Here is a 15,010-nt window from a genome sequence, read left to right as displayed (position 1 = left end):
CAGATGAAACCGCAAATGACTTTTAAACGTTTATATGGCAGCGTATTACTCATACCAAACAGCATGAAAAAATTCCATTTATACGTGTTGAGCCTGCTTTTATTGGCAGGTTGCGCACAAGGGCAGTCGAAAGATTACACGCCCGCCAAATTGCCCGCTCTCAAGCCGGGTGAAGCCGTTGCTACATTTGCCGGTGGCTGTTTCTGGGCCATGGATGAAGGCATGAACCAGCTCAAAGGCGTTCGAGAAGTGATCTCGGGCTACGCGGGTGGCACCGTCAAAAATCCAACCTACGAACAGGTTTGCACTGACCAGACCGGCCATGCCGAAACAGTACAGGTCTATTACGACCCGAAAGTGATCAGCTATGCGCAATTGCTCGACGCCTTTTTTGCGGGTCATGATCCAACGACCCTGAATCGTCAGGGGCCCGATGTCGGACGGGATTACCGGTCTGTTGCGTTCTACCGGACACCGGAAGAGAAAGCTGAAATCCTGGCCGCTATCAAACGAACCAATGAGTCGAAGCATTACGCCAATCCGGTCGTTACGGAAGTAACTCCCTTCACGGTGTTCTACCCGGCCGAAAATTACCACCAGAACTACTTTGCGCTGCATCCGGATCAACCCTATATCCAGCGGGTATCGCTGCCGAAGGTCGAAAAACTCCGGAAAGCAATGGCCGGACACCTCAAAAATAATACGGCGTTAACAATGATCGAGTAGATAACAACGCTAAAGAGTTAACCCAGCATCAATAACGGATAATAGATTGTTAAAAATAGCCGGTCTGGACCGGCTATTTTTGTATCATGAATACAACCCTATCACTGGATAAATTACACCGAAACGTGTTCGTACGAAACCTGCTCACGTTCTTTCTGAATCGGCAGGCGCTCGCTGTCGGTTTGGTCTTTGCCTCCGACAGTCTGCTCTTCGGGAGCTGGGTCGCGCACATCCCGCACATTAAGGAGAAACTCCACCTCTCCGATGCCGATCTGGGCATGACGCTTTTCGCTATGCCGATTGGGCTACTGATTATGAACCCCCTGACGGGCTGGATCATCGCTAAATTAGGCGAAACTCGGGCCTGCTTCTGGTCGGCGGTGGGGCTGACGCTGGCCATCAGCATCCCGATCAATGCGCCTAATACGGTTGTCATGGCTTTTGGGCTTTTACTGGTCGGTCTGTGCGGTGCACTCATCAACGTCGCCATGAATACGGCGGCCACTAATGTCGAGCGTTCACAGAATATTGCGATTATGTCGTCGTGCCACGGCATGTGGAGCCTGGGCGGGCTACTCGGTTCAGGTGTGGCCGGAGCCGTGATTGCCCTGCACGTATCGCCTTCGATGCACATGGCCCTCATGGCGGGGCTGGTGCTCCTGATCACGTTTCTGCTCCAGCCCGTGCTCAGCACGATTCCATCTAGCAGCCGCACCGAAACCGGCGAGAAAGCGGGGTCATCGTTTGTGGTCCCGAACCTGGATTTATTCCTGATGATTCTGATCGGTTTGGCCGTAGCGATGGGCGAAGGGGTGGCGCTCGACTGGAGTGCGGTATATCTGCGTGAAACCCTGGGGGCCAGCAGTCAGATTGCCGCGCTGGGCTTTGGTGCCTTCTCATTGACTATGACCGGCTTTCGGTTTCTGGGTGATGCCGTTCTGCCGAAAATCGGGGCGAAACGCTGGCTTCAGATTGGCGGGCTGGTAGCAGCTGCGGGGCTGATCATTGCCATTATCCTGCCTTATCCGATGACTGCACTGATTGGTTTCGCGTTGCTGGGTGCGGGCTGTTCATTGGGCGCGCCTATCCTGTACAGCGCTTCGATGCGAGTACCGGGTATTCCGCCGGCTGCCGGACTGGCTACCTTTGCCACGTTCAGCTTCATTGGTTTTCTGGCCGGTCCACCCATTATTGGCTTCGTAGCCGAATCCTTTGGGTTGTATTATGGCTTGGGTCTGGTAGCTATCATGCTGCTGATTTCATCCCTGCTAGCCCGGATCGTAAAGCTCTTTTAAACGAGAGTAGGCAGAAATTAAACAGGGCGCACAACTCATGCTGTGCACCCTGTTCGTATTATGTTCTCACATACGTTATGTAGTATAAAATCCGTAGTATTGTTTTCCGAACTCAATCAACGAAAGCCATGACTGTAGCAGTTGGAGTCACTCAGAAAAAGCGGAGGAAGCCCGGTATTCCTTCGTACCTGATTTACGAAACGCTCAATGGGCGTCCGCTCTACCGTCGAGGCTACCGTGACGTAATTGCTGGCAAGAAAAAACCCGCCGAAATTATGGGAAGTAGTTCATTACAAGCCATGCTCGTATCGCTGATACACGGCTTTTTATTTAGTCATGTCAACCGGAAACGGTATTTATTAGCAACCAACGAGTCGGGTATACATCTTGAAAAAGGGAACAATCTGTCGAACGACATTGCCATTTTCGATCGATCGACCGGTTTGACTCTGACAGACAAATATTTCAATGTTCCGCCCCGAATTGCCATCGAAGTAGATGTCCGGATTGAGCCAGCCGAATTTGAAGGAAAAGAGTCGGGCTACGTCTATGAGAAAACGGAACGACTGCTCGACTTCGGTGTCGAACGCGTCATCTGGATTCTGACCGAACCAAAAAAAATATTCGTTGCCACAAAAGCGTCGCCCTGGCTCACCCAGAACTGGGATGCCGACGTACCCGTTTTGGACGATGTTATTATGAATCTGGCCGCTTTACTGACCGAAGAAGATATTCAGTTCTGAATTCTTCCTTTACAGATTGAATAAAGATTGGGCCTGTTAACACACCGTAGGGTGTGTTAATCCATGTTTTCGCCGTTTTCGGCTAGGGCCAGCAGATACCAGGCCGCGTGAGGAAGCCACTGTTCGGCCCAGCGCCAGTCATTGTCTTTACCCGTCATTTTGTACGACAGGTTGAAATCGATGTCGTCTTCGTTGTTCAGACCCGACGTGATCCCGTTCACAATTCCACCCGGTGCATTAGTATATTCGAACGTACCGAAAAACCCATACGCCGGATTGTTATGCCCGTTCCCCTGTAACATGCAGGCGTCGTACGGATTCAGCCCCAGAATCCAGTTGAGCTGGTCGGCCCCAAAGCGTTCCAGCTTATCGTGAAACGATTTGTCGTCGCTGAACAGGGGCGCGCAGAGCCGGGCCGCGGTAGCCATCGAAGCTAGCCGGGCATTTTCACCCTGCCACCAGGGGGACGCTTCGCTGCCGTGCGGGAAGAAAAACGTCGTGCGCCGGTTGCCGAGCGTATCCTGCACCAACTGCCGACTGTAGCCGAACGGATTGTTGACCTCACTGGTTACGGCCAGTTCATACGTCATCGACCGACGGATAGCTTCCCGAATCGTTTTTTGCATCTCAGCGGATGCCAGTGGCCAGTAATACAGCAGACTAACTACGGGCAGTCCGGCATCCGACGGGTGAAAAAACGGCCGGTCCTGATCGTCGGCCCGCCAGTAATCGCGGTAGGTTTTCCAGGCCGACAGCCGGTTCAGCAAATTCTGCGCTCGTTTGTCGGCAGCCTGTTTGTAGCTCGGTTTCTTTGTCGTTTTGTATAGTTCCGTCGCTGCCGTCAGGGCACAATAGTCATCCACGATGTTTTCTTTGCCATCGTTGGTCATGGCCAGATTCTCTTTTTCGAGGAAAGAAAACGCATTTTCAGCCGCTTTAAGATATTCCGCTACGCTATAATCGCCGGTTTGCTCAGGAGCATACGTAGCTGCCATCGCCAGTGCCGCAATGGCCATACCGCCCCCCGACCGGTAACTTACCTGGTAGCGTCGCCAGTTGGTTTCGTCAGCAGCACTGGCCAATGTCTGGTCTTTCGACTGCTTGATTCGGTACGCTTTGTCCTCAGCCTGAATCACCCGGTCTTTCGGCAGCTTACCGGGGCCGGGTGCTTTCACCGACCGATAGAACGAGCCGTCTTTCGCCTGAACGCGCACCAGATAATCGGCCCCGAACATGGCTTCGTCGAGCAGCCGCCGGTTGAACTGCCGAAAATCGGTGCCTTTGCGTTTGGTCAGTTGCGCGTAACTTTTCAGCAGGCTGTAGGCCGTCAGGCTAATCTGCTGCGGATTGAAATACGACGAAAACGTCAGGTGAGACAGGTGTTTGCCGTAATCGCCGGTTGCGTCATACCAGCCACCATGCACATCGAGCGTATCGGAAGGCCGACCCGCCAGTACCAGTTTTCGGTCGGCTTTGTCCAGCAATCCGGAGCTGCGCTGCCCTTTGAAATAGTAGATCACATCCGACAGCGTATACTGCTCCAGGACATTTTTCCCGATCGCGAACGGATACGACGATACGTTTTTTCCGCCGGAAGCAACCTGCACCTGATACGTTCCTTCCGTGGTATATGGGCTGAAGTCGATGGTCCAGAAAACCCAGTTTTTCCATTTACTGACCGGACCGCTGAAGACCGGCTTACCCGAATAAGCCACTTTACCCGTTGCCGTGTTGATCAGTTGAAACGTAGAAATCGACACTTGTCGGTCGGTCATGACCACCGCCCGTTTGGGTTTCGTTTGTTCGTATCCTACCTGATTGGTAAGAACGTTGATCGTCTGAGCCCTAACAAGCGAAGGAAGCAGGCAACCAAATAGAATTACGGCGTTGATGAGTCTGGTCATTTACTGGTTTTTCTGACAAGATGAACAGGATTGAAAAGAAGGGAGAAAATCCTGTCAATCCTGTCGAAAAAGTAAACATCATTTTCCGGCACCCCAGAAAATGGCGTTGCGGAAGATTCTGACGAAGGCATCGTTCTTAAATAAGTCTGGATGGTGGCCCATGAAGATGTAAACATTGCGCGCTTTCATGTGCTCGTTCGACCAGATCACCGGGTGGTCGCCCCCCATTTTGATGTTCGAATCGGGTGAGTACGTCGATTCATCGACCGTAGCCAGCACCTTTACGTTCGGGCGAGGATTTTTGTCATATGTGTACCATTCTTCCTTTTCTACCTCAAACGTATCTGGCACCCCTTTCAGGCACGGGTGATTCCGGGCTTCGACATGAACCATCGCTTTGGCAAACGTAGCGATGTAGTTTTTATACCGAATACCGCCCATGAACTCCGAAAACCAGGGCCACATGGCGTACCCATCAAACTCACCCAACAAAGAGGCATGGTGAAAGCCGACCCAGCCGCCCCCCTTGCCTTCGGTAATGTATTTCCGAAAAGCCTCTTTAGCGGTATCGGTCCACATGTAAGGCGGATAATTCAACTGAATAAACAACTGATACTGCGCCAAAAACTGATCGTTGATTGGGTCTGTATTTTCGATGTAATCGATGGTGAAGTTGTTGTCGGTGGCCTGCTGAGCCAGCCACTTTTTGGCCTCGGCAACAAACGGCGCATGCACCCCCCCACCCTTTTCGGCAATGGCTACTACCCGGAACTGCGGCTTCCTCCCCTGCGCTAAGACGGGGCCATGTAGCAGGCTAAAAAAGGCAAACAGAAAACAGTGAATGGAAACCAGGATGAATATGCGTTTTGTCATCGGGGGTTGGCGTCTTGAGCGCTGGCAGCCGTTGCACAAAAGTAGAGCAGAAATTGGCTTTCTGCGCAACAAACTAGCGAATCAGGCTCAGCGGGCCCTGTTTCTGCATCAGTTTGATCTGCTTCCCCTGCTTCAGCCGGTATCGAACGCTCCAGGCGTATACACCAGTTGGACAAAGCTCGCCATGATAATACCCATTCCACTGAAACGGTAGCGTGTCGGTATGGAAGATTACCTCACCCCAGCGGTTGAACACCGAAAGCGACGTAATGGTAATATCTCCGCAACCGAACGCCAGAAACACATCGTTCTGTCCGTCATCGTTGGGGGTAAAACTGTTGGGTGCGTATAACTGACAATCGCAGGCTCCATAATCGATCGTTATGGAGTCGGTTACGGTGGCGCAGTCGTTCCGGACACCGGCTCGGTACACGCCCGATGTACTGACGGTCCGGTCGGTATCGGTGAACGCGTCCTGCCAGAAAAACTGCCCGTCGGCAGCGGTGGGCCTGATCGTAAATGTCTGCGCGCCACAAAGCTCCTGATCAGGACCTAGCTCTAAAGTCGGCGGCCGGACGTAGCGGATCTGGATCGTATCCGAAACGATGCAACTGGCTTTTGTCACCCGGATACTGTATTGGCCCGCCTGCCCGACGGTTAGGCTATTCTGCTGAGACCCATCCTGCCAGCGATAGGCCGAGCCCGAATCGACGGGAACCTTCAGCGTAAGTGTTTGGCCGTTACAGAGGGTCGAATCGGCACCCAGATCGAAATCGAGGGAATAATCGACGGTAATGGAGTCGGTCAGGCGTTTGCAGGAGGTGATGGCCGTTACCGAGTATTTGCCCGGCCTGGTTACCTGCAGGGTCGCCTGGGTGCTTCCATCCTGCCACTTGTAGTAGATGGCGTCGGGGGTGGTGCCATCCAGCAGGAGCGTACTTCTACGACCGCATAACGTCGTGTCCCGGCCCAGATCGAGCGTCACCCGCTTTAGGGATACATCATCGACGTACACGTAGTAAAACCCCAGAAATGGGGGCGATTTGAAATAACTGCCGATGGTTACGTACTGCTCGCCACCTTTAGCGTTAATAACCCCGCTCAGGCGCTCCCAGCGTAACTTTTCCACATGCGCCAGGTTATCCAGAACCTGCGGGGAGGTGTTCAGCCGGTCGGTACTGGTGGGCGCGGTAAGAGGCTGGGCCGAAAAGTGGGCGCCGAGGGTTTCGGTCTGGTAGCGGGTCGGCGTCTCGGTGGCAACATACATTTCGAAGGAATAGCATTCGCCGGCTTCCAGCGGCCTGGTCAGACGAATGGCCAGGTACTCGGCCCATCCCTGGTCAAAATAGAGCCGGGCCAATCCCTGACCCGAATGCGGAGCTAAAGGTACCTGACCCGTCTGGTAACAGGCGTGGTAAAAGTCGGGGGTGGCGCGGGTTGGGTTGTACCAGGGCGTAGCTTCGGCCAGCTGATTATCCCGGATTGGGCAGTTGCGGTAGGTTTCGAAGCTGCCGTTCGGAATGAGGTTCTGCCCCACGAGCAGGCCGGGCAGGCATACCGTGAACCATAGCAACAGCCAGATAGATCGTCTCCGCATAACGCTGGTACCCTGACCGATAAGGGGTATCCAAGATACATATTTTTCGCCAATACGAAAGCGATCTGCCAATGGTTGCTTCGCCAGCGTATGCCGAGTCAAAGCGACCTGTTCAGCTTCTTTACTCAGCTATTTTTTGGGATAAGGTCGCAACTGTTTGATGCGCACACCCTGCTCGCTGTCCTGAATCAATTCCTGCATGCGTTTCCGGACGGTTTCGGCTTGTTTGGCGCTCATAACCCAGTTGATGGCGGTTTTTCGGTACGAAGGCGGCATGGTCTGAAACACGGCCCAGGCTTTCTCGTTGGCTTTAAACAACTGTTCCAGTTCTTCCGACAGCCCAACGTCTTTCTGCTCGTAGGCGTAGATTTTCGAGTTTTTTTCATCCCGCTTGCCAAAAGCCGCCATGCCCGCCGGATGCATCAGCCCCTGACGCGAGAGTTCGTCTATTTTCTGAATATTGACCGCGCTCCAGATGCTCTTAGGTTTTCGTGGAGTAAACCGGATGCAATAACTGTCCGCATCGATCGACCGACGCACCCCATCGATCCAGCCAAAGCAAAGCGCTTCATCAACGGACTGTGACCAGGTCAGACTGGGTTTTCCGGTGCCGATTTTATAAAAGCCGACCAGCAGTTCGGTGGCTTTATCGTGGTTATCGGCCAGCCAGTTTCGGAAGTCAGCCTGATTTGGAAAGAAAACGGGAGTCATAACACCTGATAATTGTATGGTTTAGCGCGACATTAGTTTCGCCAGCGTTTCTTCGGCGAGCCGATGGGTCAGTTCACCCGCCGGAAGCGCCCGGCCCAGATGAGCCGCCTGCCCCGCCCAGAGCGGCATAAAATCGCCCGAACCAGCCGGTTCCGACTGCGCGCGTAAGGGCGTCAGCGCCCCACCCGCCAGCGGAAAGGCCGGTGCGACGTCGGACATCGGCCCAACTTCGTTCACCAGTCGATTGACGATACTCCGGGCTGGTCGGCCGGTAAACACATTGGTCAGCGCCGTACTGTTGTCCTTGGCCTGCTGCAGCGCTTTTCTGTGAACAGCCGAGACGTTCGCTTCGGGGCAAAACAGATAGGCGGTTCCAATCTGCACGGCCGACGCGCCCAACGCAAAAGCAGCCGCGATTCCCCGGGCGTCGGCAATACCACCTGCCGCAATGACGGGCACCCGCACGGCATCGACCACCTGCGGAACAAGGGCCAGGGTTCCTACCTGCGTAGCAATATCCGTCGTCAGAAACATACCCCGATGCCCGCCCGCTTCTGCGCCCTGAGCAATGATCGCGTCGCAACCGTGCTCCTCAAGCCAGATGGCTTCCTTCACGGTCGTCGCCGACGAGAGTACTTTCGCTCCCGTCGCTTTTACCCGGTCGAGAAGCGCTTTGTCGGGCAGACCAAAATGGAAACTGACTACTTCGGGCTTCATCTCGACCACCAGATCACAAAGTACGCTGTCGAAGGGGGTCCGGTTAGACACCGGCGTGGGACGTTGTGGATCAATCCCCAACTCACGGTAGTAGGGTTCCAGACGTTTTTTCCAGTGGAGTTCCCGTTCGCTATCAACCGCCGGTGGCTTGTGACAGAAAAAATTAAGGTTGATCGGTCGGGACGTACGCTGGCGGATAGTCGTCAGTTCGGTCCGGATTTGTTCTGCGCTCAGCATCGCACAGGGAAGCGCTCCCAGGCCACCCGCTTCGGCCACCGCACTGGCCAGTTCAGCCGAACCCGGCCCGGCCATGGGAGCCAAGAGAAGGGGGAGTTTAATGCCCAGGAGTTGCCGAATCCGATTGTCAGGCCAGATACTCATGCTTGTTCATCCAGTTTATTGAAATCGAACCAGCGTTTGACGCGCAGGTTGATCAGCCGCTTCAGGTGAAGTTCGTTCAAAAATACGTTCGACCAGTTATCAAACCGCTCGCACTGAACGCCTGTGTAAAAGAAATAAATACTCACGCCCAACAGGGGCAGGATGCGTTTTTCTTCCTCGCTGATGGCCTGAACCGACTCATAACCCGCCAGAAAACGGTCTCGTTTTCTATAAAATTCAGCTACGTCGGTTTCGGTACTATGAAGTTGCATAATGTAATACCCGATATCACCGCAAAGCAGCCAGTTGCCGCAGAAATCAAAATCGAAAAGGGTCACGGTACCATCGGCGGCAATATTCAGGTTGTCGAACCAGATGTCGAGATGAACGGCTCCCCGGCGGGTCTGGCGCTCGTCTATTTTGCTGAATTCATCCAGCAAAAAGCGTTGTGTCCGTTGCAGAAACCGCATTTCGTCGGAGTCCGCCGGAAGAAATGGCGCTATCTTCCTGAGTGAATCGACCAGCAGGAGGTTGGGCGTATACGCTACCCGATCCAAAGTCAGCGATTGCGTAAGCTGATGGAACCGGGCCATGACCGTGCCGATCTGGTAATGCACCTCGTCAGAAAATGTCAATAGTTTGTCGCCTTCGGCGAACGAAAACATCACGCCGAATCGCTTACCTTCAGGTGCCATCAACTCCTGTAGATAGCTTCCCGCAGCATCGGCAATGGGGTAAGACACCGGCAAGCCGTTCTCCCGAAGCAAATCGAGCAACCGGATTTCCTCGCTGATTTCGGTTTCAGTCCGCCAGTCCAGAGTGTATAGACGAAAAATAAATTTTGCCGGGCCGTCGGTAATCAGATAGGAATGGTTGATGCCCGCTTTCAGCAGCCGGCAGGTTGTATCTGCACTCAGGCAATATTTCTCCTGTACAAAATGGGCAAGGTGTGGGGCGGATACAATCGAGGATGAGACCGGAAAGGGCGACATATGGGTGGATGCGATTTGGGGGGGCAAAATTAGTCGTTCCTGTGCATTTTCGCTGCGAGGGGTTGCTTTCGATCCGTTACCCTAAAGAAACTCGGTTATTTGATTAAGGATATATTCCCCTGCCGTGTAAACTCCTCCCCTGTATCATACGTACCACTTAAGCTAAACGGATAAACTCCCTGACTACAAGGAACGCCCCGGTAGGTTCCATCCCAGGCGTCGGTTAGAGTACTTCCCTGAAATATTACCTCGCCCCACCGGTCAAAGATGGTCAACACAGCGCGGCTAACTCCTTGATATATGGGCCTATATGTATCATTTATACCGTCTTTATCTGGTGTAAAAGCTGAAGGAAGATAAACACCAGGTTTTGCCGAGTTGCCTTTCGGAACATGCTGGCACATACAGGTTGCAGGGTCATATGTGTCGTCAGTTTGGCTATTGTTATCATTACAATCCGGTTGTCTGGCGACGTGTTCACACTGACAGGTAGACGGATTATATTGATCATCCGTCAGGCAATTGTTGTCATCACAATTTAGCTTTGGTTTAGCGATATGTTCACACTGGCAAGTAACTGGATTAAGTTGATCGTCGGTCAGGCAATTATTATCGTCGCAAAGCGGTGGTCCACATTCCAGAAATAATTTGTTTAATTCCTCCTTACTCAGGATTCTATCGTAGAGTCTTACGTCATCAATATATCCCTCAAAATAATCTATCAGAACACTGGAATTGTTCCGACGAGCACCGATGTAGGTGTATTTAGCCGTACTTCCAATGGCATCTGGTGTTCCAGAACAACTTGAATAACTATCACTACAGTTTGGTAAGTATTCAGTACAGTTTACCTGAAATAGCGCTCTATCGGCCGCCTGCAACTTCGTCCCGTCATACAGTAAAACGATCAGTTGCCAGTCATTTGATCGCACGACATTATGAACAGAGCTAACCTGATAGCCTGCCGAGAAAGCTCCTACTACGGAACTGTCGGGACCAACACCGAATAATAGCCCAACAGACCCTGAAGTTCCGTAATCAAGCCAGTGAGAGTAAACGGACTTTAACGTCTGCTGAATGTTATTAAACCGGGCAGGTTTAACCCAGGCCGTGATCGTTAGCTGTTTTTTCCCATTCAGTAATGACGCCAATGGGAGGTTCACATACGCATCTTTTCCATTCAGATACGCAGCTGAATTGGGTTGACCGCATTTTCCTGGACCAAACGTTATATTGAGAGGGGAGCCATGATGGGCGTAAGGGCTTGTATCCTTCGTATCGCCATCAAATTTGTACCAAGCCAGTAGGCCACTTGTCAAATTCTGCGCTTGAACGCTCACATTTACGCCTAAAAGTAAACTATACAAACACAGGCAAAGGAATTTCATCTAGCAGGTAAAGTTACGATGAGCGCACTCTGGCGCAACAAACATATCGATAAAGCAAGCTAGTTTAATTATCTCATTAGATATCAATCGGGGTAGAAGCAGACCGGTCGATGATGGCCTACCGGTAAATGGACCAGCCTATCAGGATAAACCACAATATACTCGCTACACAAACTGCACAATAGCCTATGCAGCACTAGTCCTACCCGGAATAAAAAAACTGAAAAAGACAGCCAATATAGTATGACCTCCCATGCCTTGCTGTGTTTATGCAATTCGGGATCAACACTGAAAAAGGTAGCTGAAGGCTAACTAATTAAGTACGTCTTGATTAGTTAGAATATTTTTTTACTCTTACCTCCAGGATAGTGCCTTTTAACTTTTATTGACTAAATTTGTTGGTTTAACTTTTGTGAACCTTTGCCCGGTTCTATCGGTCCAGAAAACAAATCGCTGGATTGTTGATCCACAAACCTATACACTACTGATCTTGTGAATACGCGTTATTCACTCGTAAATAATTATGCAGCAAGGCTCCTTCCCGATTTTATTGGTAGATGACGATCCACTGATTGCTGATTTACTGAATCGGGCCGCCCAGGCAAGCTTTCCTGAAGCCTCTTTCACCCACGTCAGCAATTTCGAAGACGCGAAAACTTACATCGACGACCTGAGCGGCAAAGGGCCGAAAATCGTTTTACTGGATATCGACCTGCAGGATAAAGTAGACGGGCTGGATTTTCTGGCCTTGCTTCGGGCCCATCCTAAAGGACGGTTACTGCCTGTGGTCATACTATCGGCTATTAAAAATGCCAAACTGGTCGAACGTGCGTATATGTTCGGGGCGTCTTCGTTTACTACCAAGCCCTTCAGCTACACTGACTGGAAGACGTATCTGAGCAGCTTACGGACCTACTGGTACGAGACCGTTACGCTGCTCGACGTCAGGCATCGCAAAGATTAACCCCAAAACAGGGTTACGATCAATAGCGCTCGTTGCCTTCCTCTTCTTCCTCCTCAAGTTCGGCGATTTCTTCGTCTATGTCATCGTCCGACAAATCGGCGTCGTCCAATTCATCCGTAAACTCATCGAACTCTTCATCGTTCGAAACCTCGTCGGTAGCATGGCGTGCGGTTGTGCTATCGGTATACAACAGGGTATCGGCAGCTTCGTCGTCGCCAGGATTCATGATATCGGGGCGGTTATTAACGCCCAGGCCCGCGTATACGACATCGTCCTGTTCGTCGTTGTTCAACGGCATGTTGGTGTGCTGAGGAGACATACCTTCGAGCGGTCCACCCGAGTTCTGCTCGACAGGCTGTTGATCGGAGTTATTGATATTTTCCATGGCAGTTTAGTGACTGGCGCTAAAGGGCTGACTTTCGTTGGTACAGACACCAGTTGTTAGTACTAACCACCAACCACCGAAAGAGTTTGCGGCTATTTCCACACAATGATTTTCTGTACCCGCGCTGTTCGGTCCTGCCCAGAGAGCCGGATCAGGTAGGTGCCGCTGGCCACTCCTTTCAGGTCGATAACCGTATCGATATCGCTTCTGACCGCCTGGTTGGCTAAAATCAGCTGCCCCGTCAGCGCCATCACATCGATCGAGCCGTCGTAAGGTGCCCGAACGGTCAGGTACCGGTCGGTTGGGTTAGGAAATACCCAGGGTACGCCAGCATCTTCATTGGGGTCCGTCGTCAGTCGGGTAGAGGTATTTTTCAGATACCGCAATCCACCCGCCAGCGTACCCAGCATCAGATCCGGCAACTGATCGCCGTCGAGGTCAGCGGCCGTAGCAATCAGACCGGCACTGGGTATACCAATTGAAGGCAGCGAATCCAGAAGTGTCAGTGTCTGATCGAGCGGGTTCGGGAACTGATATACCCGAACAGAACCATTGTTGGCAGCCAGCACGATTTCGTTCTTCCGATCGCCATTCAGATCGGTTACAACGATCGACCGGGCTCGCGCATACACGTAATCGTCGGTCGTGAATCCGCCAAAAAATTGATTTTGCAGCTGGAACAACGGTTTAAGAGCGGTTCCGGTGTTGCGAAAATACTGAATCGTACCGTAACTATACTTTCCTACCAACAGGTCTGGTTTACCATCCCGATCCACATCCGTCACCGTCGGTAAATCCTCGGCACCAATATCCTCCGGCTTAGACCACAGCACAGCGCTGGACAGATCGTATTTGACGGAGGCTCCTTTAGCTGCGGTATTGACAAATGCCCGGATTTCGAGATTATTAGCTCCGGTACCAATCAGGATGAGGTCCATGCTGCCGTTGCCATCAATGTCGACAAACGACGGCATTAGGCTGGTCAGTTTCAGCGACCCAATACCCAGATAATCGGTCGTGACCAGCACAAACGCCGGTTTCTGCGCCGTCCCTTTATTTTCAAACTGCCAGACACCCCCGCGATAATCCTGCCCGATGCCTACGCCCCCGTAGCCAACCAGCAGGTCCAGGTCGCCGTCGCCGTCCAGATCGGCCAGGGCCGGAGCCGCATGCTCGCCCAGGTCGAGCATGTCACTTTGTAGAAAATCTTTCTGTACCAGCCTGAAATCGGGTTTCTGGTTCGTTCCCGCATTTTTATAAAACCAGCTCGACGCCCGAAAATCGAACAGCTGATTTTCGTTTGTGCTCATGTTGGGCGATGCCAGCAAATCCTTTTGTCCGTCGCCATCGACATCTTCCAGAAACGCGGCCGGAAAAGCCGGGAACAGGATCGGATTTTGCGCCGGATACAAACTGTCGTAGCTGGTAAAATTGGCCTTCTCGTTATTCGGACCGGCATTGCGCAGGCGGGCAATGTTTTCGCAACTGACAAAGCCAAACAGCAGGTCTTTTTTACCGTCACCGTCTGTATCGATAACGGTCAGGGTGTTGCCGGTATGCAGGGGTCTTGCCCCGCTCAGATCGACGCCTGCCCGCCCCGATCCATCGTCGCACTGCACGCCGAAGGTGAAATCATTGCAGTATTCTTTCTGGAAATGCCCCCAGCAAAAATTCTGGTATCGTTTATAATCCAGTCCTTTCTGGCCGGTCCGTTCGATGCTCATATTCTGCTGATACGCAACCAGGTTGCCAGTTCCATCGAACGTGATAATGTCGATGTCGCCGTCGTCGTCATAGTCGGTAATGGCGGGGATATCGACGCTGCTGATATACAACTGAATCCGTCCGCTGTATCCTTCGGTCATGAGCGGATTGGCCGCAACTTTAAAACTAACCTGTCCGTTCTGCGATTCATTGTGATAAACCACTACGTTTCCCGACCCATATGTAAACAGATCCTTCCGGCCATCCTGGTCATAATCGACCAGCAGTGCCCAGCCATTCATGGCCGGAAACGCGAGTTCATATTCCGGCGCGTGCTGCCAGGTCGTTCCAGCACCGGTCGGATTGTCGACGGCAATGAACGTACTGACTCTGGCTGTAGCCCGATCGAACACCATCAGGTCATCGCGGGCATCGGTGTTCAGGCGAAGGGTCGAGTACTGGGGCGTATTCAGTCCACCCGCCCACGGATTCAGCAGTGCCCGGCCGTTGATACTGACCGTTGGGGTAGGGTCGTATCGAAAGCCAATCTTGCCGTTCGACTGCGCACAGTTGAGCAGGGGAATAAACAGGAAACAAAGCGTAAACAGGTTTTTCATCTAAATTTGAGCC

Annotated in this window: 13 protein-coding genes; 4 read left to right on the top strand and 9 right to left on the bottom strand. The window is 52.3% G+C overall.

The features are described from left to right. Positions 1-63 precede the first annotated feature (63 nt). The 3 genes from msrA (at position 64) to ACYVC2_RS17915 (ending at position 2,764) form a co-directional block, all read left to right on the top strand. A complete protein-coding gene (gene msrA / locus ACYVC2_RS17925) occupies positions 64-726 on the top strand; it encodes a peptide-methionine (S)-S-oxide reductase MsrA (RefSeq protein WP_461104183.1) in 663 nt (220 codons plus the stop codon). An 86-nt stretch (positions 727-812) separates the two neighbouring features. Next, positions 813-2,021 carry an MFS transporter gene (locus ACYVC2_RS17920; RefSeq protein ID WP_461104181.1) on the top strand — a complete coding sequence of 403 codons (1,209 nt, stop codon included), beginning with the start codon at positions 813-815 and terminating at the stop codon, positions 2,019-2,021. 128 nt (positions 2,022-2,149) lie between these two features. Then, entirely contained in the window at positions 2,150-2,764 is a 615-nt protein-coding gene (locus ACYVC2_RS17915) for a Uma2 family endonuclease (protein WP_461104179.1), read from the top strand. Positions 2,765-2,820: 56 nt separating this feature from the next. On the opposite strand, the gene ACYVC2_RS17910 is transcribed toward ACYVC2_RS17915, so the two are convergent. From ACYVC2_RS17910 to ACYVC2_RS17880, 7 genes are all read right to left on the bottom strand, one after another. Beyond that, positions 2,821-4,668, bottom strand: coding sequence for a glycoside hydrolase family 9 protein (locus tag ACYVC2_RS17910; protein WP_461104177.1), 1,848 nt, complete (start codon positions 4,666-4,668; stop codon positions 2,821-2,823). Positions 4,669-4,746: 78 nt separating this feature from the next. Beyond that, positions 4,747-5,541: a ThuA domain-containing protein gene (locus tag ACYVC2_RS17905; RefSeq protein WP_461104175.1), complete on the bottom strand. Its 795-nt coding sequence runs from the start codon at positions 5,539-5,541 to the stop codon at positions 4,747-4,749. A gap of 73 nt (positions 5,542-5,614) precedes the next feature. Further along, on the bottom strand, positions 5,615-7,138 hold the full coding sequence (locus ACYVC2_RS17900) for a gliding motility-associated C-terminal domain-containing protein (RefSeq protein WP_461104173.1): 1,524 nt from the start codon (positions 7,136-7,138) through the stop codon (positions 5,615-5,617). Positions 7,139-7,267: 129 nt separating this feature from the next. Continuing rightward, positions 7,268-7,849: a YdeI/OmpD-associated family protein gene (locus ACYVC2_RS17895; protein WP_461104171.1), complete on the bottom strand. Its 582-nt coding sequence runs from the start codon at positions 7,847-7,849 to the stop codon at positions 7,268-7,270. A gap of 21 nt (positions 7,850-7,870) precedes the next feature. Beyond that, complete coding sequence (locus tag ACYVC2_RS17890) at positions 7,871-8,947, bottom strand: NAD(P)H-dependent flavin oxidoreductase (RefSeq protein WP_461104169.1); 1,077 nt, start codon at positions 8,945-8,947, stop codon at positions 7,871-7,873. Further along, positions 8,944-9,939, bottom strand: a complete 996-nt coding sequence (locus ACYVC2_RS17885; protein WP_461104167.1) for a phosphotransferase enzyme family protein — start codon at positions 9,937-9,939, stop codon at positions 8,944-8,946. Before ACYVC2_RS17885 ends, ACYVC2_RS17890 begins: the two co-directional genes overlap by 4 nt. A gap of 95 nt (positions 9,940-10,034) precedes the next feature. Beyond that, positions 10,035-11,306, bottom strand: coding sequence for a LamG-like jellyroll fold domain-containing protein (locus ACYVC2_RS17880; RefSeq protein ID WP_461104165.1), 1,272 nt, complete (start codon positions 11,304-11,306; stop codon positions 10,035-10,037). Positions 11,307-11,850: 544 nt separating this feature from the next. Here ACYVC2_RS17880 and ACYVC2_RS17875 point away from each other — a divergent pair. After that, complete coding sequence (locus ACYVC2_RS17875) at positions 11,851-12,291, top strand: response regulator (RefSeq protein WP_461104163.1); 441 nt, start codon at positions 11,851-11,853, stop codon at positions 12,289-12,291. Positions 12,292-12,310: 19 nt separating this feature from the next. Here the strand turns inward: ACYVC2_RS17875 and ACYVC2_RS17870 are convergent, their stop codons facing one another. Beyond that, the gene (locus ACYVC2_RS17870; RefSeq protein ID WP_461104161.1) at positions 12,311-12,676 is read right to left on the bottom strand and encodes a hypothetical protein; all 366 of its coding nucleotides are present in this window, start codon (positions 12,674-12,676) and stop codon (positions 12,311-12,313) included. 92 nt (positions 12,677-12,768) lie between these two features. Beyond that, positions 12,769-14,997: an FG-GAP-like repeat-containing protein gene (locus tag ACYVC2_RS17865; protein WP_461104159.1), complete on the bottom strand. Its 2,229-nt coding sequence runs from the start codon at positions 14,995-14,997 to the stop codon at positions 12,769-12,771. Between the last annotated feature and the right edge of the window lie 13 nt (positions 14,998-15,010).

It is taken from the genome of Spirosoma koreense (assembly GCF_054777875.1).
This window is presented reverse-complemented; position numbering and strand designations above follow the sequence as displayed.